The organism is Paraburkholderia edwinii, from assembly GCF_019428685.1.
Lineage (GTDB): Bacteria > Pseudomonadota > Gammaproteobacteria > Burkholderiales > Burkholderiaceae > Paraburkholderia > Paraburkholderia edwinii.
Genome location: NZ_CP080095.1, coordinates 3022621 through 3044591 on the forward strand (window position 1 = coordinate 3022621; position 21971 = coordinate 3044591).

General features: G+C 62.6%; 19 protein-coding genes. 2 read left to right on the plus strand and 17 right to left on the minus strand.

The window, feature by feature from the left end; genetic code table 11:
- Nucleotides 1–57: 57 nt before the first annotated feature.
- Nucleotides 58–2460 carry a phosphoenolpyruvate synthase gene (gene ppsA, locus KZJ38_RS13380; protein WP_219796355.1) on the minus strand — a complete coding sequence of 801 codons (2403 nt, stop codon included), beginning with the start codon at nucleotides 2458–2460 and terminating at the stop codon, nucleotides 58–60.
- 502 nt (nucleotides 2461–2962) lie between these two features.
- Here ppsA and ppsR point away from each other — a divergent pair.
- A complete protein-coding gene (ppsR, locus tag KZJ38_RS13385) occupies nucleotides 2963–3778 on the plus strand; it encodes a posphoenolpyruvate synthetase regulatory kinase/phosphorylase PpsR (RefSeq protein WP_219796356.1) in 816 nt (271 codons plus the stop codon).
- Nucleotides 3779–3832: 54 nt separating this feature from the next.
- Here ppsR and KZJ38_RS13390 read toward each other — a convergent pair whose 3' ends face one another.
- The 16 genes from KZJ38_RS13390 to rpsB form a co-directional block, all read right to left on the minus strand.
- Nucleotides 3833–4615 (minus strand): TrmH family RNA methyltransferase, encoded by a 783-nt coding sequence (locus tag KZJ38_RS13390; RefSeq protein ID WP_219796358.1) that lies wholly within the window; start codon nucleotides 4613–4615, stop codon nucleotides 3833–3835.
- A 166-nt stretch (nucleotides 4616–4781) separates the two neighbouring features.
- Nucleotides 4782–5594: a ribonuclease HII gene (rnhB, locus tag KZJ38_RS13395; protein WP_219796359.1), complete on the minus strand. Its 813-nt coding sequence runs from the start codon at nucleotides 5592–5594 to the stop codon at nucleotides 4782–4784.
- Nucleotides 5591–6760, minus strand: coding sequence for a lipid-A-disaccharide synthase (gene lpxB / locus KZJ38_RS13400; RefSeq protein ID WP_219796361.1), 1170 nt, complete (start codon nucleotides 6758–6760; stop codon nucleotides 5591–5593). Before lpxB ends, rnhB begins: the two co-directional genes overlap by 4 nt.
- 6 nt (nucleotides 6761–6766) lie before the next feature.
- Nucleotides 6767–7555 (minus strand): acyl-ACP--UDP-N-acetylglucosamine O-acyltransferase, encoded by a 789-nt coding sequence (gene lpxA / locus KZJ38_RS13405; RefSeq protein WP_219796362.1) that lies wholly within the window; start codon nucleotides 7553–7555, stop codon nucleotides 6767–6769.
- 44 nt (nucleotides 7556–7599) lie between these two features.
- Nucleotides 7600–8061 (minus strand): 3-hydroxyacyl-ACP dehydratase FabZ, encoded by a 462-nt coding sequence (gene fabZ, locus KZJ38_RS13410; RefSeq protein ID WP_075156878.1) that lies wholly within the window; start codon nucleotides 8059–8061, stop codon nucleotides 7600–7602.
- A gap of 440 nt (nucleotides 8062–8501) precedes the next feature.
- Complete coding sequence (gene lpxD, locus KZJ38_RS13415) at nucleotides 8502–9578, minus strand: UDP-3-O-(3-hydroxymyristoyl)glucosamine N-acyltransferase (RefSeq protein ID WP_219796363.1); 1077 nt, start codon at nucleotides 9576–9578, stop codon at nucleotides 8502–8504.
- Between the two features lie 161 nt (nucleotides 9579–9739).
- Nucleotides 9740–10282, minus strand: a complete 543-nt coding sequence (locus tag KZJ38_RS13420) for an OmpH/Skp family outer membrane protein (RefSeq protein WP_219796364.1) — start codon at nucleotides 10280–10282, stop codon at nucleotides 9740–9742.
- 34 nt (nucleotides 10283–10316) lie between these two features.
- A complete protein-coding gene (gene bamA, locus KZJ38_RS13425) occupies nucleotides 10317–12629 on the minus strand; it encodes an outer membrane protein assembly factor BamA (RefSeq protein WP_219796365.1) in 2313 nt (770 codons plus the stop codon).
- A 64-nt stretch (nucleotides 12630–12693) separates the two neighbouring features.
- Nucleotides 12694–14130: an RIP metalloprotease RseP gene (gene rseP, locus KZJ38_RS13430; protein ID WP_219796366.1), complete on the minus strand. Its 1437-nt coding sequence runs from the start codon at nucleotides 14128–14130 to the stop codon at nucleotides 12694–12696.
- Nucleotides 14131–14137: 7 nt separating this feature from the next.
- Complete coding sequence (locus KZJ38_RS13435) at nucleotides 14138–15343, minus strand: 1-deoxy-D-xylulose-5-phosphate reductoisomerase (protein WP_219796367.1); 1206 nt, start codon at nucleotides 15341–15343, stop codon at nucleotides 14138–14140.
- Between the two features lie 11 nt (nucleotides 15344–15354).
- Nucleotides 15355–16176: a phosphatidate cytidylyltransferase gene (locus KZJ38_RS13440; protein WP_219796368.1), complete on the minus strand. Its 822-nt coding sequence runs from the start codon at nucleotides 16174–16176 to the stop codon at nucleotides 15355–15357.
- A complete protein-coding gene (uppS, locus tag KZJ38_RS13445) occupies nucleotides 16170–16961 on the minus strand; it encodes a polyprenyl diphosphate synthase (protein ID WP_219796369.1) in 792 nt (263 codons plus the stop codon). The genes KZJ38_RS13440 and uppS overlap by 7 nt, the downstream gene beginning before the upstream one ends.
- Before the next feature lie 65 nt (nucleotides 16962–17026).
- On the minus strand, nucleotides 17027–17587 hold the full coding sequence (frr, locus tag KZJ38_RS13450; RefSeq protein ID WP_219796371.1) for a ribosome recycling factor: 561 nt from the start codon (nucleotides 17585–17587) through the stop codon (nucleotides 17027–17029).
- Nucleotides 17588–17685: 98 nt separating this feature from the next.
- Nucleotides 17686–18399, minus strand: a complete 714-nt coding sequence (gene pyrH / locus KZJ38_RS13455) for a UMP kinase (protein WP_075156870.1) — start codon at nucleotides 18397–18399, stop codon at nucleotides 17686–17688.
- Nucleotides 18400–18739: 340 nt separating this feature from the next.
- Complete coding sequence (gene tsf, locus KZJ38_RS13460; RefSeq protein ID WP_219800321.1) at nucleotides 18740–19621, minus strand: translation elongation factor Ts; 882 nt, start codon at nucleotides 19619–19621, stop codon at nucleotides 18740–18742.
- Nucleotides 19622–19847: 226 nt separating this feature from the next.
- Nucleotides 19848–20603: a 30S ribosomal protein S2 gene (rpsB, locus tag KZJ38_RS13465; RefSeq protein ID WP_219796372.1), complete on the minus strand. Its 756-nt coding sequence runs from the start codon at nucleotides 20601–20603 to the stop codon at nucleotides 19848–19850.
- 532 nt (nucleotides 20604–21135) lie between these two features.
- Here rpsB and map point away from each other — a divergent pair.
- Nucleotides 21136–21948 (plus strand): type I methionyl aminopeptidase, encoded by an 813-nt coding sequence (gene map, locus KZJ38_RS13470; RefSeq protein ID WP_219796373.1) that lies wholly within the window; start codon nucleotides 21136–21138, stop codon nucleotides 21946–21948.
- The last annotated feature ends 23 nt before the right edge of the window (nucleotides 21949–21971 follow it).

Here is a 21971-nt window from a genome sequence, read left to right on the forward strand (position 1 = left end):
TTCTTTACGACTCGAGCAGCACATTTTTACGGTGCCGCTCGAAACCATGCGTGCTGCTTACTTCGTCTGCAACTTCGCCAGTGCCTGCCACGTCTCGATGATCGTGTCCGGATTCAGCGACATCGACGCGATGCCGATTTCGGTCAGCCACTGCGCGAAATCCGGATGATCGGACGGGCCCTGACCGCAGATGCCGACGTACTTGTTCAGGCGCAGGCACGTGTCGATCGCGCGCTTGAGCATGAACTTGACCGCCGGATCGCGTTCGTCGAAATCGGCCGCGAGCAGTTCCATGCCCGAATCGCGGTCGAGGCCGAGCGTCAGCTGCGTAAGGTCGTTCGAGCCGATCGAGAAGCCGTCGAAGTACTGCAGGAACTCTTCGGCAAGAATCGCGTTCGACGGCACCTCGCACATCATGATGAGCTTGAGGCCCTTCTCGCCGCGCTTCAACCCGAACTTCTCGAGCAGTCCGACCACGCGCTCCGCCTGCTTCAGCGTGCGCACGAACGGCACCATGATCTCGACGTTATCGAGTCCCATCTCTTCCCGCACCCGCTTCAATGCCGCGCATTCCATCTCGAATGCGAGCGCGAAGTCTTCGGCGATATAGCGCGAGGCGCCGCGGAAGCCGAGCATCGGGTTCTCTTCATCCGGCTCGTAACGCGAACCGCCGATCAGCTTCTTGTACTCGTTCGACTTGAAGTCCGACAGACGCACGATGACGGGCTTCGGATAGAACGCCGCGGCAATCGTCGCGATGCCTTCGGTCAGCTTGTCGACATAGAACGCGCGCGGCGATGCATGGCCGCGTGCGACGCTCTCGACCGCCTTCTTCAGATCCTGATCGACGTTCGGGTACTCGAGAATCGCCTTCGGGTGCACGCCGATGTTGTTGTTGATGATGAACTCGAGACGCGCGAGACCCACACCGGCGTTCGGCAACTGCGAGAAGTCGAACGCGAGTTGCGGATTGCCGACGTTCATCATGATCTTCGTCGGGATCGGCGGCAGTTCACCGCGCTGCACTTCGGTCACTTCGGTTTCGAGCAGGCCGTCGTAGATGCGCCCTTCATCGCCTTCGGCGCACGACACGGTGACGAGCGCGCCGTCCTTCAGCACGTCCGTTGCGTCGCCGCAGCCGACCACCGCCGGCACGCCGAGCTCACGCGCGATGATCGCCGCGTGACAGGTGCGTCCGCCGCGATTCGTGACGATCGCGGACGCGCGCTTCATGACCGGCTCCCAGTTCGGGTCGGTCATGTCGGCGACGAGCACGTCGCCCGGCTGCACACGCTCCATCTCCGACGGATCGTGGATCACGCGCACCGGACCCGCGCCGACCTTCTGGCCGATTGCGCGGCCCGTGGCGAGCACCTGCGACTGGCCCTTCAGCTTGAAGCGCTGCTCGGCCTTGCCGTGCCCCTGGCTCTTCACCGTCTCAGGACGCGCCTGCAGGATAAAGATCTTGCCGTCGCGGCCGTCCTTGCCCCACTCGATGTCCATCGGGCGCTGGTAGTGCTTTTCGATGATCACCGCGTATTTCGCGAGCTGGATCACGTCTTCGTCGGTGATCGAGTAGCGGTTGCGCTGCTCGGGCGTCACGTCGACGGTCTTCACGCGGCCTTGTTCGCCGGCCTTCGTGAACTCCATCTTGATGAGCTTCGAGCCGATCGAACGGCGGATGATCGGGTACTTGCCCTGCTCGAGCGTCGTCTTGAAAACGTAGAACTCGTCCGGATTGACCGCGCCCTGCACGACCGTTTCGCCCAGGCCGTAGCTCGACGTGATGAACACGGCGTCCTTGAAGCCCGATTCGGTATCGAGCGTGAACATCACGCCGGCCGCGCCGACGTCCGAGCGCACCATACGCTGCACACCGGCCGACAACGCGACTTCGGCATGCGTGAAGCCCTTGTGGACGCGATACGAGATGGCGCGGTCGTTGTACAGCGAGGCGAACACGTGCTTCATGCGATCGAGCACGTCTTCGATGCCGACCACGTTCAGGTAGCTCTCCTGCTGACCGGCAAACGATGCGTCGGGCAGGTCTTCGGCCGTGGCCGACGAACGCACGGCAAACGACAGCTCGGGCGAGCTCTTCGACAGCGTCTCAAACGCGCCGCGAATTTCCTCCTCGAGGCGCGCCTGCATCGGCGCATCGACGATCCACTGGCGAATTTCCTTGCCGGCGGCGGCGAGCGCCTTCACGTCATCGACGTCGAGCGTTTCGAGACGTTGCGCAATGCGTTCGGTCAGATTGTTGTGATGCAGGAAATCGCGAAAGGCGAGCGCGGTGGTGGCGAAGCCGGTCGGCACCTGAACGCCAGCTTCGGCGAGCTGACTGATCATCTCGCCAAGCGAAGCATTCTTGCCGCCGACAATATCCACGTCGGTCATTCGCAACTGTTCGAACGGAACTACATACGCCTTGTCCTTTGCGACGTTAACTGCGTTAGTCATACAAGCCCCTAAGAGTGGAAGAAATACACGATTGCGCAAGTGGGCTTGCACGCGCGGCGCTCATAGGAAGCGGTCGCGCGTCTTGCGCAACCTGTTGGAGAAGCAATCGGAGAAGCAATCGCCAGCCATCGTCACCCGCTAAACCGACGCCCGGCTGACGCCCAGACGACACCTGAGCGGCCTTGGCCTTCGGTTTGCTTGCAATTGCTTATCCAACAGGTTGCCGCTATTCTACCGTGCCGATTCGCGGAAATGTGCCGGCCGGCCAACAATGGCGCGAAGATACGTGCGAAGATGCGGGTAAAATCGCGCAGAAGCCCAGCCGGCGGGCGTTTGCTGCAGCGCGCGGCGCATCCGCAGTACATCATGTCGCATCGATACGGCCACGCATTGACGTATCGTATTGGCACACGGCATTGAAGCATCGCATACGGCATGATGCACATTCCATGCCGCACCCTTTGTTCGAACGGTCTTTACCGCTCACGTTCCCTTCAGACTGATGCCGCCCACCGTATTCATCGTTTCCGACGGTACCGGGATCACTGCCGAAACCTTCGCGCATTCGATCCTCTCCCAGTTCGACCAGAAATTCCGGCTCGTTCGCGTGCCGTTTGTCGACTCGACGGAAAAAGCCTACGCGACGCTCGAGAAGATCAACGAAGCGGGCCGCCAGGAAGGCCGCCGGCCGATCGTCTTCACGACGCTCGTGAACAGCGGGTCGAACCAGATCGTCAAGGATTCGAATGCGCTCGTGCTCGACATGTTCCAGACTTTCGTCGAGCCGCTCGAGCAGGAACTCGAGCTGAAGTCGAGCCATGCGATGGGCCGCGGGCACCAGAACGCCGACACCGAGGAATACAAGAACCGCATCGAAGCGATCAACTTCTCGCTCGCGCACGACGACGGCCAGTCGAACCGCAATCTCGCCGAAGCCGATGTGATTCTGGTCGGCGTATCGCGCAGCGGCAAGACGCCGACGAGCCTGTACCTCGCGATGCAGTACGGCGTGAAAGCGGCGAACTATCCGCTGATCCCCGAGGACTTCGAACGCGCCAAGCTACCCACGCCGCTGCTTGCGCATCGCGAGAAAATGTTCGGACTGTCGATCGATCCGCAGCGCCTCGCCGAAATCCGCAACGAGCGGCGCCCCGGCAGCAAGTACGCGTCAATCGAGAGTTGCCGCTATGAGATCAACGAAGCGGAAGCGATGATGCGGCGTGAGGGAATCAAGTGGCTGTCGTCGACGCACAAGTCGATCGAAGAAATCGCGACGACGATCCTGCAGGAAATCAGGCTCGACCGGCCTTCTTACTGATTGGTTTATTGCGTGACCTCGGCGTGACCTCGGCCAGACGTCCGCCCGACGTCATTAACGTCCGCGCTGCTGCCTGCACTGCTCGAATAGACATACCGCAGCAGCAGCCGCGACGTTCAATGACTCCATGCCGCCCGGCTGCGGAATCGTGACCCGATGCGTAACCGCGGCGCGCCACGCCGCCGACACACCCGCGCCTTCATTGCCGAACACCCACGCAAGCTGACCCGACAGATCGCAGTCGTAAAGCGCCTGTGCGCCGTGCGAATCGGTGATCGCGACCGGCACCGCAAGCCGCTCGATCAGCGCAGGCGGTTCGATGTCCTCGTGAACGCGCAGCAGAAAGTGCGCGCCCATCGCCGAGCGCAGCACCTTCGATGCCCATGCATAGGCGGTGCCCTGCATGCAGAACACATCGCCGATACCGGCCGCGGCCGCACTGCGCAGAATCGAACCGACATTGCCCGCGTCCTGCACACCATCGAGCACGACGCAGCTGTGCGCCACGCGTTCGGGCAGCGACATGGCCGGCCGTTCGACGAGCAGCAGCATGCCGACCCCATTGACGACATTCGATAGCTGACCGAACAACGTATCGGGCAGCGTGACGATGCGCGACGTTTCGATGCGCGCGACGATCGCCTGAGCTTCGTCGTGACGCAATGCGCCTTCGGTGACGACGCAGGTTTCCGGCTGGCCGACCGCGTCGAGATACGCGCTCGCAAGGTGGAACCCTTCGAGCAGCGCATGCGCGCTGCGGCGCTGCTGATGCGTCGAGCCGGCGAGCGCCTTCAGGCGTTTGTAGAGCGGATTGTCGCGCGAGGTGATGGGCTTCACGTCTGGGGCTTCACGTCTGGGGCTTCACGTCTGGGGCTTCACGTCTGGGGCTTCACGTCTGGGGCTTCACGTCTGGGGCTTCACGTCTGGGGCTTCACGTCTGCGACTTCGGGTCTAGGGCTTCGTCGGACATATCTCGTCTGGAGGCTCAGCCGCGCCGCGTCGTTCAGAACGGCGGACGATCGAGGTCGAGCGATGCGTCGTTAAAGGCGTCGTCGCCGAAGGTCGGCGGTTCGACGACCGCGATTCCGGACGGCAGATCGTCAAGCGCGATGCCGAGCCGCAGATGCGCCTCGCGCACCGGCGCAAACGAGCGCCGATGATGCGCGCAAGGCCCATGCTCGCGCAGCGCCAGCAGATGCTGTGGCGTGCCGTAGCCCGCATGCGCATCGAACCCGTACATGGGGAACGTTTGATGCAGATCGAGCAACATGCGGTCGCGCGTGACCTTCGCGATAATCGATGCCGCCGAAATGCAAGGAACGAGCGCATCGCCGCTCACGATCGCCTCGCTGCGCACGCTCAGCGTCGGACAACGATTGCCGTCGATCTTCGCGAGCGTCGGCACGATCGAGAGCCCTTCGACGGCGCGTTTCATCGCGAGCATGGTCGCGTGCAGGATATTCAGCGTATCGATTTCCTCGACCGAAGCCGACGCGACACACCACGCGAGCGAACGCTCGACGATCTTGTCGTAGAGCGCTTCGCGCTTCTTCGGGTTCAGCACCTTCGAGTCGTCGAGGCCGCGAATGCGCCGCTTCGGATCGAGGATGACCGCGGCGGCCACGACCGGACCGGCCAGCGGTCCGCGTCCGGCTTCGTCGACGCCGCAAATCACATCGAGCGGCGATTCGAAATCGAACCCCGGCTGCACGACCGCCACGGTTTGCGCGACCACCGTCCTGACCTTTTTCGGCGCGCTTTTCGCCTTTTCAGCCGCGGTAGTCTTCGTGCGGCCCGCAGGCGCTTTCTCGCTCATGCCCGCCCCTTGTGACGCGACTCGACAACCTGCGCGACCGCGTCCGCGGCTCGCTGCGCGGTGTTCTGCCTGAGCGCGTGATGCATTTCCGTGAAAATTTCCGTCAGCGTGCGCCGGTTTGCGTCGTCGCGCAACTGCGTCAACGTCGCATCGGCAAGCGCTTGCGGCGTGGCGAAATGCTGCAGGATTTCGGGCACGATAAAGCGCCCCGCGAGAATGTTCGGCAGCCCGACATACGGCAGGTAAGCCTGCCGATGCATGATCTGCCCTGTGAGCCAGGGCACCTTGTACGAAATCACCATCGGCTTCTTGAGCAGCGCCGCTTCAAGCGTGACCGTGCCGCTCTTTACGAGCAGCGCGTCGGCAGCGGTCATGGCGAGCTGCGCGTTGCCGTCGGTTACGGTCAGTGCGAGTCCTGGATGCGCATCGATAAGCGGCTTGAGCTGTTCGCGCAACGCCGGCGTCGCGGCCGGCATCACGAAGCGGACGCCGGGTTCGCGCTGCTGCATCAGCGCCATCGCCTCAAAGAAGGTCGGGCCGATCAGTTCGATTTCCGAGCGGCGGCTGCCCGGCAGCACGGCGATCACAGGGCCGCTGGCAGGCAGGCCGAGCGTGACGCGCGCGCCGGCTACGTCGGGTTCGAGCGGAATCTGGTCGGCCAGCGGATGGCCGACATAGGTCGCCGCGACGCCAGCTTTTTCAAGCAGCGGTTTCTCGAACGGAAACACGCACAGCATATGGTCGACCGCTTTCACGATCTTCTTGATGCGCCCGCCGCGCCACGCCCAGATCGATGGACACACGAGGTGAACGGTCGGAATGCCGGCGTCGCGCAGTGCGTGTTCGAGGGAGAAATTGAAGTCCGGCGCATCGATACCGACGAACGCGTCAGGCGGATCCGCGAGCAGCTGCCGCTTCAGTTCGTTGCGGATGCCGAGAATCTCGGGAATATGCCGCAGCGCTTCGACATAGCCGCGCACCGTCAGCTTTTCCATCGGGAAATGCGCGTCGAAGCCATGCGCGATCATGCGCGGGCCGCCAATGCCGTAACTGCGCGCGGCCGGCAGCCGCGCCGCGAGGCCGTCGAGCAGCGCCGCGCCGAGTATGTCGCCGGACGGTTCGCCGGCGACCATCGCTAGCCGCGGCTGGCTGGAGTGCAGCGACATCGCGCGTTAGCGGATGATGCCGCGCTGCGACGACTCGACGAAGTCGACGAACGCACGCACCGCTTCGTCGCCGTCGCCGCCCGCCGATGCGAGCTCGCGCAACTGCACCTTCGCGTCTTCGAGCGACAGGCCGTTCTTGTACAGCAGCCGGTACGCCGAACGCAGCGCCGAAATCGCATCGGGCGAAAAGCCGCGCCTGCGCAGCCCTTCGACATTGATGCCGTGTGGTTCGGCCTTGTTGCCGGCCGCGATCACGAACGGCGGAACGTCCTGCACGAGTGCCGACGCGCCGCCCAGCATCGAATGCGCGCCGATGCGCACAAATTGATGGACGCCCGACATGCCGCCGACGATCGCATAGTCGTCGATCAGCACATGCCCGGCCATCTGCGCATTGCTCGACAGAATCACGTTGTTGCCGATCTGGCAGTCGTGACCGATATGCACGTACGCCATGATCCAGTTGTCGTCGCCGACCGTCGTCACACCCGTGTCCTGCACGGTGCCGGTGTGGATCGTCGTGAATTCGCGGATCGTGTTGCGGTTGCCGATCGCGAGCTTCGTCGGCTCGCCGTTGTACTTCATGTCCTGCGGCCGGCCGCCGATCGATGCGTAGTGGCCGATCGTGTTGTCTTCGCCGAGCGTCGTGTGACCTTCGATCACGCTATGCGAACCGACCGTGGTCCGCGCGCCGATCGTGACGTTTGCGCCGACGATGGCGTACGGTCCGATTTCGACCGTGTCGTCGATCTGTGCACCCGGCTCGATGATCGCAGTGGGATGAATCCTGCTCATGCGCCCTCGCTTTCTATTCCAGTTGGCGTTGAGTCTTGCTGCCGTCAGCCTTCGTCCGACGTGCGCACCGCGCACATCAGGTCCGCTTCCGCGGCAACCGCGCCGTCGACTTCCGCGCGCGCCTTGAACTTCCAGATGCCGCGCATATGACGCTCGAACGTCACGTTCAGAATCAGCTGGTCGCCCGGCTCGACGACGCGCTTGAAGCGCGCATTGTCGATGCCGACGAACAGATACAGCGTGTTGTCGGGATCGTGCGGTTCTTCCGCGAACGTCAGCAGCGCGGCCGTTTGCGCGAGCGCTTCGAGAATCAGCACGCCGGGCATCACCGGGCGCTTCGGAAAGTGCCCGACGAAGTACGGCTCGTTGATCGTGACATTCTTCAGCGCCTTGATCGCCTTGTGCGGTTCGAGCTCGATGACCCGGTCGACCAGCAGGATCGGGTAGCGATGCGGCAGCAGCGTCAGAATCTTGTGAATGTCGAGGTTGATTTTTTCGGTGCTCATGGTATTTCGTTTCACACGCAATTTCGTCGCAGTTTGGTCGCAGCCTGGCGATCGATGGCGCAACGATAAAGCGGATGCTGGTGCAGTGAGTGGGTCACGTGCGGCCCCGAGGTCGCTTCATCATGCCGTTTCATCAGGTCGCTTCATCAGATCCGCTTTACTGAGTCGCTACCAGGTCGCTACCAGGTTCTACCGGGCCGCTCGGGATACCCGGCGACAACGGGGCCCCCGGGGTCCGCTCCGCCTGCCTCAAATCTGTCTGGCGGTGTCGGCCGGCGCTTCTCGATTGTGCGTGTCTGCTCCCTTGTTGTCGTTTGTTGCTCGCGCATTGAGCCGCGCATATTGCTGCGGGGCCTGGCCGCGCTTTTTGGCCGCGCTTTTTGGCCGCGCTTTTTGGCCGCGCTCCGGCCTTTACTGTTGAGTCTGTTGCCTTTACGACCTTACGCCTTGCCGCTCGCGTCGCCTGCAACCTTGGCCTCGAGCGCCTTGATCCGGTCGCGCAGCTTGTCGAGATTGCGCAGCAGCGCGGCGCTTTTGTTCCACTCCGCATGCTCGACGGCCGGAAACGCGCTCGTGTACAAACCCGGCTTCAACAGCGACTTCGAGACACCCGACTTCGCGGTAATGATGACGTAGTCGCCGAGCGTCACATGGCCGGCGATGCCAACCGCGCCGCCGATCATACAGTGCTTGCCGATCGTCGTGCTGCCCGCGATGCCCGCACAGCCAGCGATCACCGTATACGCGCCGATCCGGCAATTGTGCGCAATTTGCACGAGGTTATCGATTTTCACGCATTCCTCGATCACCGTATCGGCCATCGCGCCGCGGTCGATCGTCGTGTTCGCGCCGATCTCGACATCGGGACCGATCGTCACACCGCCGACCTGCGGAATCTTGACCCAGCTGCCCGTGCGCGCGTCGCCGTCGCCGACGAAGTCCGGCGCGAAACCAAAGCCGTCGGAACCGATCACCGCACCGGACTGCACGATCGCGCGCTCGCCGAGGGTGCAGCCATGGTACACGGTGACATTCGGATACAGACGCGAACCGGCGCCGATCCGCGTGCCGCGGCCGACGAACACATTCGCATCGAGACGCACGTTTTCGCCTATCACCGCGCCCGCTTCGACGGTCACATTCGGACCGATCACCGCACTCGCGGCAACCTGCGCGGTCGCATCGACGTTTGCGCTTCGATGCACACCCGGCACGGCTTTGGGAGAAGCAAGGTCGATAAATGCCTGCGCGACGCGGGCGAAGTAAGCGTACGGATTCGGCGTGACGATGAAGTTACGTCCGTCGGGCGACGCGAGTTTCGCGAGATCGTCCGCGTTGATCAGCACGGCCCCGGCCTGGGTGGTATCGACCTGCGACAGATACTTGGGGTTCGCGAGGAACGCCAGATGTTCCGGCCCGGCCTGATCCAGCGGCGCCAGATTGCTGACGCGATGCGTGCGGTCTCCGATAATGTCGCCGCCGAAGCGTCTGGCGATCTCCTCGAGCGTAAAAGCCATATGCGTGTACTGCTCCTGATTTCGGTTAGCGCCCAGGTTGGCGCTTGAAAGGATACCGGGAGCGAGGGCTTCGGTACCGGCTTGCTGATTTTTACCTGCGTTCGCTGCTTTATTTCACTGCATGAGTTCGCCGCGTCAGTTCGCTGCTTTAGTTCGCTGCTTTAGTTCGTATTGTTCGGCGCGGCCAGCGCCTTCAATACCTGATCGGTGATATCGATGCGCGGGCTCACATACACCGCTTCCTGCACGATCAGATCGTAGTGCTGCTGTTCGGCGATCTGCTTGATGACCTTGTTCGCGCGATCCAGCACCGCGGCCAGTTCTTCATTGCGGCGCTGGTTCAGATCTTCACGAAACTCGCGTTGCTTGCGCTGAAAATCGCTATCGAGCTGCGACAGGTCGCGCTGCTTCTGTGCGCGGTCGGTCGGCGACATGGTCGGACCATTCTTGTCGAGCGAATCGGACATCGACTTCAAACGCTGCGCCATATCCTGCAGATCCTTGTCGCGCTTCGCGAACTCGGCTTCGAGCTTCGCCTGGGCAGCCTTCGCCGCCGACGATTCGCGCAGGATGCGGTCCGAATTGACCGCCGCAATGCGCGCTTCCTGCGCCTGCGCGGCTTGCACGATGCCCGCCCCCAAGGCCACCGTCAGCGCCACAGCGCATGCCACACGTTTCGAAATCATACCGGTTAGCAAAGTCATCCTCTCGATACTGTAAGGGTCGCCGTTCGTCCGGTCAGAATGCCGTCCCGATCTGGAACTGGAACTTCTGATACTGGTCGCCCGTGTGCTTCTGGATTGGGAAGCCCAAGCTCAGCTTGAGCGGCCCGATCGGCGAAATCCACGCGAGACCAAAGCCGTAAGCGTAGCGCAGGCCGTTCGAGCCGACCGTCGTGTCGCCGCCCTGGGCCGGATCACCCCAGACGTTACCGGCGTCGATGAAGGTGAACACGCGCAGCGTGCGGTCATAGCCGGTACCGGGCAGCGGGAACGTGAGTTCGATATTGCCGACGAACATCTTGTTGCCGCCGACCGGATCGTTCGTGGTCTTGTCGCGCGGACCCAGCGAGCTCGGCTCATAGCCGCGCACCGAACCGATACCGCCCGCATAGTAGTTCTTGAAGATCGGATACGGGTTGCCGATACCGTTACCGTAGCCGCCCTGCACGTTAAAGCCGAGCACGAAGCCGCGCGCAAACGAGTAATAGTACTGCGCCTGCAAATCGGCCTTGTAGTACTGCGTGCCGCCAACCGGCGTACCGTATTCGGCATTTGCCTGCGTGAAGTAGCCACGGCTCGGCACCAGCGCACTGTCACGCGCGTCGCGCGACCAGCCGACCGTGAGCGGCACGTTGTTCGACACGCGGCCGAAGTCCTGCACGTAGTTCTTGTACGTCTGCGGCGTGCTCGCGTCGACGTCGAGCGTGTTCTGTTCAAAGCCCACGCCGAAGAAGACCGTATCGACTTCGGAGAACGGGATACCGAACTTGAGATCGCCCCCGACCGTCACGATCCGGAAGCTCGAATCGGTCGAATAGAAGAGCGGTTCGTACGTGCGGTAGTAGACGTCCGTGATGCGCTTGATGCCGTCCACCGTGAAGTACGGGTCGACCTGGGTGACCGTCAGCGTGCGATACGTCTTCGCGGTGTTCACGTTAACCGACAGACTGGTGCCGGAACCGAACACGTTGTCCTGCGATACACCGGCCGACAGCACCACCTTATCCGTCGACGAGAAGCCCGCACCGAGCGTAATCGCGCCGGTCGGCTTTTCCGCGACCTTCACATCGACGTCGACCTGGTCGGGCGTGCCTTCGACGGGCACTGTGGTCACGTCGACATCGGTGAAGTAGCCGAGACGGTTGATGCGGTCCTTCGACAGCGCGAGGCGGTTCGAATCGAACCACGAGCTTTCGAGCTGGCGCATTTCGCGGCGTACGACTTCATCGCGCGTACGTGTGTTGCCGACCACGTTGACGCGGCGCACGTAGACGCGGCGGCTCGGATCGACCTGCAGCGTGAGGTCGACCTTGTGATGCTCCTGGTCGATTTGCGGCAGCGCGTTGACGGTGGCAAACGCGTAGCCGTATTCGCCGAGCTTGTCGACGATCGCCTTGGTGGTGGCCTGCAGCTTTTCGGCCGAGAAGCGCTCGCCCGGTTTGATCTTGATCAGCTTGGTGAGCTCGGCCTCGCGATCGAGCAGGTTACCCGCGAGTTTGATGCTCGAGATCGTGTACGGCTCGCCCTCGTGCAGCGTGATCGTCAGGTACATGTCCTTTTTATCGGGCGTGATCGACACCTGGGTCGACTCGATGTTGAACTCGAGATAGCCGCGATTGAGGTAGTACGAACGCACGTTTTCGAGGTCGCCGGTCAGCTTTTCCTTCGAATACAGATCGTTCTTCGTGTACCAGGAAAACCAGTTCGGCGTGGACAGCTGCATTTCGTCGCGCAGCGTGCCGGTGCTGAAAGCCTTGTTGCCGATGAAGTTGATCTGGCGGATCTTCGCGCTCGGGCCTTCGACCACCGAGAACAGCAGGCCCACGCGATTGCGGTCGATCGGCGTGACCGTCGTGGTGACTTCCGCTGCATAGAAGCCGCGTGTCAGGTATTGGCGCTTCAGTTCCTGTTCGGCCTTGTCGACGAGCGCCTTGTCGTAGTACCGGCCTTGCGACAGACCCACCGCGCGCAATGCTTTCGTCAGGTTGTCTTTTTCGAATTCGTGAATGCCGGAGAAATCGATTGTGCCGATGGCCGGACGCTCGGCCACCTGGACGATCACGACATTGCCTTCGGTCGCAATCTTGACATCGTTGAAAAAGCCCGTCGCATACAGTGCGCGGATTGCTTCAGAAGCTTTATCGTCGGTGAACGTATCGCCCTGCTTGATCGGCAGATACGAGAACACGGTACCCGGTTCGACCCGTTGCAAACCCTCGATCCGAATGTCTTGCACCACAAAGGGTGTCGTTGCGTGGGCGACCAGCCCATGCGCGGCGAATGCCGCGGCTACAACTGTTTTAGGAACAAAGCGATGAGGTTTGAACAACGTGCTTCCCCAGTGTTATAGCTGCATCAGGTCCGACGGTCGTTGCGAACGCCGCCTGACACCTTTAAAAATGGATTAAACGGGCAAGATCGTTAAAAAGCGCAATCGCCGACAGGGCGACGATGCACGCGAGTCCCGCTCTTTGAAGAACCAGCTGCCAGCGATCGGATACCGCCTTACCCGTAACCGCCTCAACCAAATAATATAACAGATGCCCCCCGTCCAATACCGGAATTGGTAAAAGGTTGAGAACGCCGAGGCTTATGCTGACAAGCGCGAGGAACGACAGGAATGCTGACGGTCCGAGCCTTGCGCTCTTGCCTGCATAGTCAGCAATCGTCACCGGACCCGACAGATTTTTGAGCGATGCTTCGCCGACAATCATGCGGCCGAACATCCGTATCGAATAGACACCGAGTTCCCACGTGCGGTCTGCGCCGAGCCGCAGACTCTCGATCGGTCCGTAACGCACGTCGATCGAAGGCACTTGCGTCGCGAGTTCGGCGCCGATACGGCCGACGTTCTCGCCGGTCGCATCGTCGCGCTGCGCGTTGGGCACGAGCGTAATCGTATGCATCGTGCCGGGCTGCATATTGGACTGAATGCCCGACGGCGCGCCAGCCTCGCTGCCGGCTTGCGGCGCATGCGCGCCGCGCTCGACTTGCAGCGTGATCGGCTTGCCCGCGTGCGACTTGATGTAGTTGATGAACGTGGTCGCGTTATCGGCCGGATGGCCGTCGACCGAGCGCAGACGATCGCCTGCCTGAAGGCCCGCCTTTTGCGCCGCGCTGCCGCGCTGCACACCGGCAACCGACAGCGTGCCGCCGCCGGGCTCGAAGCCCAGACGCGACATGAAATTGTCATCGACTTCCTTGTCCGACAGGCTCTCGAGGCTCAGCGGAAAGTCGAACGTGCCGTTCCTGTCCTTCGCGGTCAGTACGACATTGCGATGATCGAACGCGGCACCGAGCAGCTTCCAGCGCAAGTCGGACCACGAACGCACCGGCTCCGCTTCTCCGCCGCTCGCGTCGCGCACCGCGCTGACTGTTTCGCCGCCTTCGAAACCGGCGTGCGCCGCGGCCGTATTCATTGCGGGCGAGGCGACGATGGCCGCGGGCTCCGTCACGCCGGTCGCGAATACCGCGGCAAACAACACGATGGCCAGCAGGAAGTTGGCGATCGGCCCTGCCGCGACGATCGCAAAGCGCTTGCCGACCGATTGCCGGTTAAACGCATAACGCAGTTCGTCGTCGGGAATGCGGGCGCCGTCTTCGCGCTCGTCGAGCATCTTCACGTAGCCGCCGAGCGGCAGCATCGCAATCGTCCATTGCGTGCCGGTTTTCCTGCTGACCCACTGCGCAAGCGGCTTGCCGAAACCGATCGAGAAACGCAGCACCTTCACGCCGCACAATCGCGCGACGCTGTAGTGGCCGTACTCGTGTACGACCACCAGCACGCCGATCGCAACGATAAAGGCGAGTACTTCGGTCAGCAGATTCATAAACGCCTCACTGAGTGGCGCGCTCCGAGCGCCGCGCGAGCGACGGCAGCGTCTCGATCATCGATGTCGCCGCACGCCGCGCCGCAGCATCGGCTTCGATCACGTCGTCGAGGCTCGATGCGGCGCGATTGGGCAGCGCGTTCAACACGGCATCGACAACCTGCGCGATGGCGGTAAAACCGATGCGGCGCGTGAGAAACGCGTCGACGGCGATTTCATTGGCCGCATTGAGCGCCGCGCTGGCCACGCCGCCTGCCGCGAGCGCCTTCATCGCGAGCGCGAGACACGGGAAGCGCGCGTAATCGGGTTTTTCAAACGACAGCGTGGCGACCTGCGCGAGGTCGAGCTGCGCCACGCCCGAATCGACACGCTCCGGAAACGCGAGCGCGTGGGCGATCGGCGTGCGCATATCGGGATTGCCCAGTTGCGCGAGCACCGATCCGTCCGCATACGACACGAGCGAGTGAATCACGCTTTGCGGATGGATCAGCACGTCGATACGGTCGCCTGCGAGGTTGAAGAGCCAATGCGCTTCGATCACCTCGAGGCCCTTGTTCATCATCGTCGCGGAGTCGACCGAGATCTTGCGGCCCATGACCCAGTTCGGATGCTTGCAGGCTTCTTCCGGCGTCACGTCGACGAGGCTCGCCGGTTCGCGCGTGCGGAACGGTCCGCCCGATGCGGTCAGGATGATCTTCGAGACGCCGCCGTGCAGCGCCGCTTCGCGCGGCAGGCACTGGAAAATCGCGTTGTGTTCGCTGTCGACCGGCAGCAGGATCGCGCCGTTGTCGCGCACCGCGTCCATAAAGATCGCGCCCGACATCACGAGCGCTTCCTTGTTCGCGAGCAGGATGCGTTTGCCGGCGCGCGCGGCCGCGAGGCTCGGCGCGAGACCCGCGGCGCCGACGATCGCCGCGACGACCGTATCGCAGCCTTCGCTTGCCGAGATATCGACGAGCGCCTGCGGTCCATGCAGCACTTCGGTGTTGCAGCCGGCGGCGCGCAGCTTGCCCTCGACCTGCTGGGCAGTGGCAGCATCGCCGACCACGGCCACTTCAGGCTTGAAGCGCAGACATTGTTCGACGAGCTTGTCGCCGTTGCGGTGCGCAGAAAGCGCATAGACGGAAAAACGCTCGGGGTGACGCGCCACCACGTCGAGCGTGCTGTCTCCAATCGAGCCGGTGGAACCGAGCAGGGTCAATCGTTTCTTCATGTCTCTTTTCTCTAGCCGAGCAGCAGCATGGCGAGCGGCAGCACGGGCAACAACGCGTCGATGCGGTCGAGCACACCGCCGTGGCCGGGCAGAAGGCCGCTCGAATCCTTGACGCCGGCCTGGCGTTTCAACATCGACTCGAACAGATCGCCGACCACGCTGAACGCGACGAGCAGCGTCAGCGCAATGAACGCACGAATGGAACCGAGGTGTTCCAGTAGCGCATAAAACAGGGTCGGCTCGAATGCGCGGGTGAGCACCGCAAGCGCGGCCACGATCATCACCGCGAGCCAGCCGCCGATCGCACCCTCCCAGGTCTTGCCGGGGCTGATGGCCGGCGCCAGCTTGTGCTTTCCGAAAGCCTTACCGGCGAAGTATGCGCCGATATCGGCCAGCCAGACCACCAGCAGCAGGGAAAGCACGAATGCGACGCCGGCGATGCGCGCGGCCACGAGCGCATGCCAGCACGCCGCGAACGTCACGATGCCCGCCACCAGCAGGAACGCGCGCCAGCCGCCTTCGGCCAGCGTGGGCTTACGAATCAGCACGAACGGCCCGACCAGCACCCAGAAAATCGCCGCGGCCTCGAAGAGCGGCCGTGGTGCGACGAATCCGACGCCGAGCTTCGTGCTGGCCACGAGCGCGAGCGCCGCGACGATCGCGTAGACGATCGGCCCCGCGCCCGTCAGCTTCAGAAGCCGCGCCCATTCCCACGCAGCAAACACGACCACGAATGCGATCAGCGCGCCGAATGCGCCGATCGGCGCAAACAGCGTAACGGGCACGAGCACCGCGAGCAGAACGATCGCCGTGATGACACGGGTCTTCAGCATGAAAGCGAATCGGCGTTCTGCGACTGCGGCGACTGCGTCTCGAGCTGGGCGCTGGTACGGCCAAAGCGCCGCTCCCGCTCGGTATACGACCCGATCGCGTGGTTCAGCGCATCGGCGTCGAAATCCGGCCAGAACGTGTCGGTGAAGTAGAACTCGGTGTACGCCAGTTGCCAGAGCAGGAAGTTGGAGACGCGCTGCTCCCCGCCGGTGCGGATAAAAAGGTCCGGCTCCGGGGCATAGGCCATCGCGAGATGCTCGCTGAAGGCTTCCTCGCTGACTTCGACCGGACGGCCCGTGAGCGCCGCCTCGTCGACAAGCTTGCGGGTAGCTTGCATGATGTCCCAGCGGCCGCCGTAATTGGCGGCAATCGTCAGCGTCAGCCGCGTATTGCGCGCGGTCTTGGTTTCCGCGCGGCGGATCAGATCCTGAATGCGCCGGTCGAACGCCGACAGATCGCCGACCACGCGCAGTTTGATGCCGTTCGCATGCAGCTTGCCGATTTCACGTTCGAGCGCCGTGACGAACAAGCGCATCAGGAACGACACTTCGTCTTCCGGACGCCGCCAGTTTTCGGAGCTGAATGCAAACAGCGTCAGATACTCGACGCCGCGCCGCGCGCACGCTTCGACCGTCGCACGCACCGCGTCGACGCCGCGCGAATGGCCCGCCACGCGAGGCAGCCGGCGCTGCGTCGCCCAGCGGCCGTTGCCGTCCATGATGATCGCGATGTGACGCGGCACAGCCGAGACATCAGGCACGAGAACGGTTGAGCTGGTATAGGTCATGGCCGTCGGGAAGTAACTCTGCAAATGAAGAAGTAAAGACTTGAAGGTGCCGATGCCGCGCGGCATCAGACCGTCATGATCTCGGCTTCTTTCGTCTGCACGAGCTTGTCGATTTCCGCGACGAATTTGTCCGTCAGCTTCTGCACGTCGTCACCGGCGCGACGCTCGTCGTCTTCGGAAATCTCTTTGTCTTTCACGAGCTTTTTCAGTTGCTCGTTCGCGTCGCGGCGCAGGTTGCGCACCGCCACCTTGGCCGTTTCGCCTTCGCTCTTGACGACCTTCGTCAGCTCGCGGCGGCGTTCCTCGGTCAGGGCCGGCATCGGCACGCGGATCACATCGCCCTGCGCGGCCGGGTTCAGGCCCAGGTCCGATTCACGGATGGCCTTTTCGACCACCGTGACCATTTTCTTTTCCCACGGCTGAACGCCGATCGTGCGAGCATCGACGAGCGTCAGGTTCGCAACCTGAGAAATCGGCACGGGCGAGCCGTAGTAGTCGACCTGGATGTGGTCGAGCAGCCCCGTATGCGCACGGCCCGTGCGGATCTTCGACAGATCGTTCTTGAACGCGTCGATCGAGCGCTGCATTTTCTGTTCAGCGCCCTTCTTGATGTCAGCCACAGACATGATTAAACCTCCGAACCTTCAAAACGATGCGAGCCGGCCAGCAGGCGCATGGCCGCGGCCCGGGCTCGCGCTCGAACCCAGCTGATGTGACAAAGAGTTTACACGTGCACGAGGGTGCCTTCGTCTTCGCCCTGGATAATGCGCTTGAGCGCCCCGGGTTTAACGATCGAAAACACACGGATCGGCAGCTTCTGATCGCGGCACAGCGCGAACGCCGTGGCGTCCATCACCTGCAAATTGCGGCCGATTGCCTCGTCGAAGCTGATCGTCGTATAGCGCGTGGCCGACGCATCCTTGCGCGGATCGGCCGAATAGACGCCGTCGACCTTGGTGGCCTTCAGCACGACTTCCGCGCCCACTTCCGAGCCGCGCAGCGCGGCGGCCGTGTCGGTCGTGAAGAACGGATTGCCGGTGCCGGCCGCGAAGATCACGACCTTGCCTTCTTCGAGCTGACGGATCGCGCGCGGGCGAATGTACGGCTCGACCACCTGATCCATGCGCAGCGCCGACTGGACACGCGCCTCGATGCCCGCATGACGCATCGCGTCCTGCAGTGCGAGCGCGTTCATCATCGTCGCGAGCATGCCCATATAGTCGGCGGTCGCGCGGTCCATGCCGGCCGCGCCACCCGCGACACCGCGGAAAATATTGCCGCCGCCGATCACGACGGCGAGTTGCGTACCGAGCCGCACCACTTCGGCCACGTCCGCCACCATTCTTTCGATCGTCGCGCGATTGATGCCGAAGGCATCGTCGCCCATCAGAGCTTCACCGGAGAGTTTCAGGAGGACGCGTTTATAGGCAGTGGGCATAGAGATATCCAGATCGCGCAGTAGACAACAACGTGGAACTGTAGGGGTGAAATGCTGGTTCGGGCAAGCGCCGCCAAATTCATTGGCGATCCCGGTAATGCATGTGGCGCAGGTCATATTGCAATCAACCCGGGCACACCAACCCGCGTACACCGAGCCGATGCCGCGAACTGCCGCCTTGTGCCGGACCGCCGGACCTTCTCCGCCGGGCGAAGTGACCAGACGGCATCCGGCGGCGCTGCCGCCCCGCGGCGGCATACTACGCCGACGCGGGTACTACGGTGAAGCGTGAAGCAAGTAAAAAATGAAACCGTCTGCTACGTGCCTGCTACCTTAGCGTTTATTGCTGCTTTGCAGCAGCCACTTGCGCAGCCACTTCGGCCGCGAAGTCGTCCTGACGCTTCTCGATGCCCTCGCCGACCACGAACAGCGCGAACTTCTGCACGCTCGTGCCCGCTGCCTTCAGCATCTGCTCGATGGTCTGCTTGTCGTTCTTCACGAACGGCTGGTTCAGCAGCGACACTTCCTTCAGGTATTTCTGCACGCTGCCGTCGACCATCTTCGCGACGATTTCAGCCGGCTTGCCCGATTCGGCTGCCTTCTGTTCGGCGATGCTGCGTTCCTTCGCGATCAGATCGGCCGGCACTTCGTCAGCCGACAGCGACACCGGCTTCATCGCGGCAATGTGCATCGCGACGTCCTTGCCGACCTGCTCGTCCGCGCCCGTGTACTCGACGAGCACGCCGATACGCGTGCCGTGCAGATACGACGTGAGCTTGTTCGACGTTTCGAAGCGCGCGAAGCGGCGGATCGACAGGTTTTCGCCGATCTTGCCGACCAGCGCGAGACGCACTGCATCGACGGTTTCGCCGTTCAGCGTCAGCGCCGACAGCGCCGCGACGTCAGCCGGGTTCTTCGTGGCGACCAGTTCCGCGACCTGCTTCGAGAACGCGATGAAGTCGTCGTTCTTCGAAACGAAGTCGGTTTCGCAGTTCAGTTCGACGATCGCGCCGGCGTTGCCGCCGATAAACGACGCGATCACACCTTCAGCCGTCACGCGCGACGCAGCCTTGCTGGCCTTGTTGCCGAGCTTCACGCGCAGCAGTTCTTCCGCACGCGCCATGTCGCCGTCGGCTTCGGTCAGCGCCTTCTTGCATTCCATCATCGGCGCATCGGTCTTCGCGCGCAGTTCTGCAACCATGCTTGCGGTAATTGCCGCCATCATTCGCTCCTTGAGTCTGTACTTGCCGCCGGCCGTGCCGCTCATTGCGAACCGCACCGCCCACGGCAAAGATCCGTTTCGCCCGACGCGCCCCGCTGTCGCCCGTGGCACGCCGCGCTCTTTACCTGACTGCCGCCGGCGTTTCCGGCAGGCACATTCTTAACGGCACCGGCTTAAAAAAAGGGGGCCTCTAGCAAGCCCCCTTTTTTGCCGGACCCGGGTCGCGTTACGCTTCTCCGTTGACCTCGACGAACTCGTCGCCGTCGTCACCGCCGCGCGCTGCCTGCACGACTTCGTTGACCGCGTTCGCACGGCCTTCGAGGATCGCATCGGCCACGCCTTGCGCATACAGCGTCACCGCCTTGCTCGCGTCGTCGTTGCCCGGGATGACGTAGTCGACGCCTTCCGGCGAGTGGTTCGTATCGACCACGGCGATCACCGGCACGCCGAGCTTGTTGGCTTCCGTCACGGCAATCTTGTGGTAACCGACGTCGACCACGAAGATCGCATCCGGAATGCCGCCCATATCTTTCACGCCGCCGATCGACTTCTGCAGCTTCGCGATTTCGCGTTCGAACAGCAGCGCTTCCTTCTTGCTCATCTTCTCGAGCTCACCCGCCTCGACCGCCGTTTCCATGTCCTTCAGTCGCTTGATCGATACCTTCAGCGTCTTGAAGTTGGTCAGCATGCCGCCGAGCCAGCGTGCGTTCACGAACGGCATGCCCGCGCGCGCCGCCGCTTCCGCGATCGTGTCGCGCGACTGACGCTTCGTGCCGACGAACAGGATCGTGCCGCGGTTCGCTGCCAGTTGACGCACGTACTTCAGTGCGTCGTTGTACATCGGCAGCGTCTTTTCGAGGTTGATGATGTGAATCTTGTTGCGATGGCCGAAAATGAACGGGGCCATCTTGGGGTTCCAGAAGCGGGTCTGGTGACCGAAGTGGACACCGGCTTCCAGCATTTGACGCATGGTAACTGCCATGAATTGAATCTCCGCGAGGGTTGGGTCTTAAGCCGGCTGCCGTATCCGTGGCGCGATCCACAATTCGGATATTTCGAACATGGACGCCGCGGACACCCTGGGTGCACCGGCTTGCGAGTTAGCCGCCTGCCTTGCTACCTTCCGGGTTTGCCTTTTTTAATAGCGCGGGTTAACTTAACCCCGCCTTAAGAACAAAGCGAAAAGTTGGCGAGCGACTTAGCCGAAGATTATAGCACGCGACTATTGCACGGCTCAACCTGGCCAACCACCTGCGAAAGACCCGACGAAGAGACCCGCGCAGACACCGAATCGAATGCCGAAGCCGGCAGGCAGGAGCGCAAAACAGCCCGCCAAACGCGCCATGAACGCCCTCACCGCCCCGGCCGGCCTTGCAAAAGCCTGCGGCAGAGGGCAGATGGTGCGATAATTCGCCGATAAATCCGCATTTCTGGCCCGCATTTCAGGCAAACCGTCAGGTCAACCTCAGGTCCACCCTGGGGGCATCGCCAGGTTTTCTTCAAGGCCCCATCTAATGACTATTACGCTCAGAAACGAACAGGACATCGAGCAGATGCGCGTCGCCGGCCGGCTCGCGAGCGAAGTGCTCGACTACATCACGCCGTTCGTCAAGGTCGGCGTCACGACGGGCGAACTCGACCGCCTGTGCCACGAATATATGGTGAACGTGCAAGGCACGATTCCCGCTCCGCTCAACTACCAGCCGCCCGGCTATCCGCCGTATCCGAAATCGGTTTGCACGTCGGTGAACGACGTGATCTGTCACGGCATTCCCGGCGACAAGGTGCTGAAAAACGGCGACACGCTCAATATCGACGTCACCGTCATCAAGAACGGCTATTACGGCGATACGAGCCGCATGTTCGTGATCGGTGACGGGTCGATTCTCGCGAAGCGTCTCGTCCAGACCACCTACGAATGCATGTGGCTCGGCATCGAACAGGTGCGCGCGGGCGCCCATCTCGGCGACATCGGCCATGCGATCCAGAAGCACGCCGAAGCGCAGGGCTATAGCGTCGTGCGCGAATACTGCGGGCACGGCATCGGCACCGTGTTTCACGACGACCCGCAGGTGCTGCACTACGGGCGCCCCGGCACCGGCATCGAACTCGAAGCCGGCATGATCTTCACGATCGAGCCGATGATCAACGCGGGCCGCCGCGACATCCGCACGATGCCCGACCAGTGGACCGTCAAGACGAAGGACCGCAGCCTCTCCGCGCAATGGGAACACACGATTCTCGTCACGCCGACCGGTTACGAAGTCATGACGGTTTCCGCCGGCACGCCTGAGCGGCCGCAGATCGTTGCCGCCGCCACCGCCTGATTGCGCCTCGCCACCCGTACACC

What these genes read in the sequence shown, in the direction of transcription:
- uppS (WP_219796369.1), bottom strand. Translation starts at nt 16,961, where the DNA reads ATGACCTATACCAGCTCAACCGTTCTCGTGCCTGATGTCTCGGCTGTG.
- map (WP_219796373.1), top strand. Translation starts at nt 21,136, where the DNA reads ATGACTATTACGCTCAGAAACGAACAGGACATCGAGCAGATGCGCGTC.
- KZJ38_RS13420 (WP_219796364.1), bottom strand. Translation starts at nt 10,282, where the DNA reads ATGACTTTGCTAACCGGTATGATTTCGAAACGTGTGGCATGCGCTGTG.
- fabZ (WP_075156878.1), bottom strand. Translation starts at nt 8,061, where the DNA reads ATGAGCACCGAAAAAATCAACCTCGACATTCACAAGATTCTGACGCTG.
- lpxB (WP_219796361.1), bottom strand. Translation starts at nt 6,760, where the DNA reads ATGTCGCTGCACTCCAGCCAGCCGCGGCTAGCGATGGTCGCCGGCGAA.
- lpxD (WP_219796363.1), bottom strand. Translation starts at nt 9,578, where the DNA reads ATGGCTTTTACGCTCGAGGAGATCGCCAGACGCTTCGGCGGCGACATT.
- rseP (WP_219796366.1), bottom strand. Translation starts at nt 14,130, where the DNA reads ATGAATCTGCTGACCGAAGTACTCGCCTTTATCGTTGCGATCGGCGTG.
- frr (WP_219796371.1), bottom strand. Translation starts at nt 17,587, where the DNA reads ATGTCTGTGGCTGACATCAAGAAGGGCGCTGAACAGAAAATGCAGCGC.
- pyrH (WP_075156870.1), bottom strand. Translation starts at nt 18,399, where the DNA reads ATGCCCACTGCCTATAAACGCGTCCTCCTGAAACTCTCCGGTGAAGCT.
- KZJ38_RS13435 (WP_219796367.1), bottom strand. Translation starts at nt 15,343, where the DNA reads ATGAAGAAACGATTGACCCTGCTCGGTTCCACCGGCTCGATTGGAGAC.
- rnhB (WP_219796359.1), bottom strand. Translation starts at nt 5,594, where the DNA reads ATGAGCGAGAAAGCGCCTGCGGGCCGCACGAAGACTACCGCGGCTGAA.
- ppsA (WP_219796355.1), bottom strand. Translation starts at nt 2,460, where the DNA reads ATGACTAACGCAGTTAACGTCGCAAAGGACAAGGCGTATGTAGTTCCG.
- ppsR (WP_219796356.1), top strand. Translation starts at nt 2,963, where the DNA reads ATGCCGCCCACCGTATTCATCGTTTCCGACGGTACCGGGATCACTGCC.
- lpxA (WP_219796362.1), bottom strand. Translation starts at nt 7,555, where the DNA reads ATGAGCAGGATTCATCCCACTGCGATCATCGAGCCGGGTGCACAGATC.
- KZJ38_RS13440 (WP_219796368.1), bottom strand. Translation starts at nt 16,176, where the DNA reads ATGCTGAAGACCCGTGTCATCACGGCGATCGTTCTGCTCGCGGTGCTC.
- rpsB (WP_219796372.1), bottom strand. Translation starts at nt 20,603, where the DNA reads ATGGCAGTTACCATGCGTCAAATGCTGGAAGCCGGTGTCCACTTCGGT.
- tsf (WP_219800321.1), bottom strand. Translation starts at nt 19,621, where the DNA reads ATGGCGGCAATTACCGCAAGCATGGTTGCAGAACTGCGCGCGAAGACC.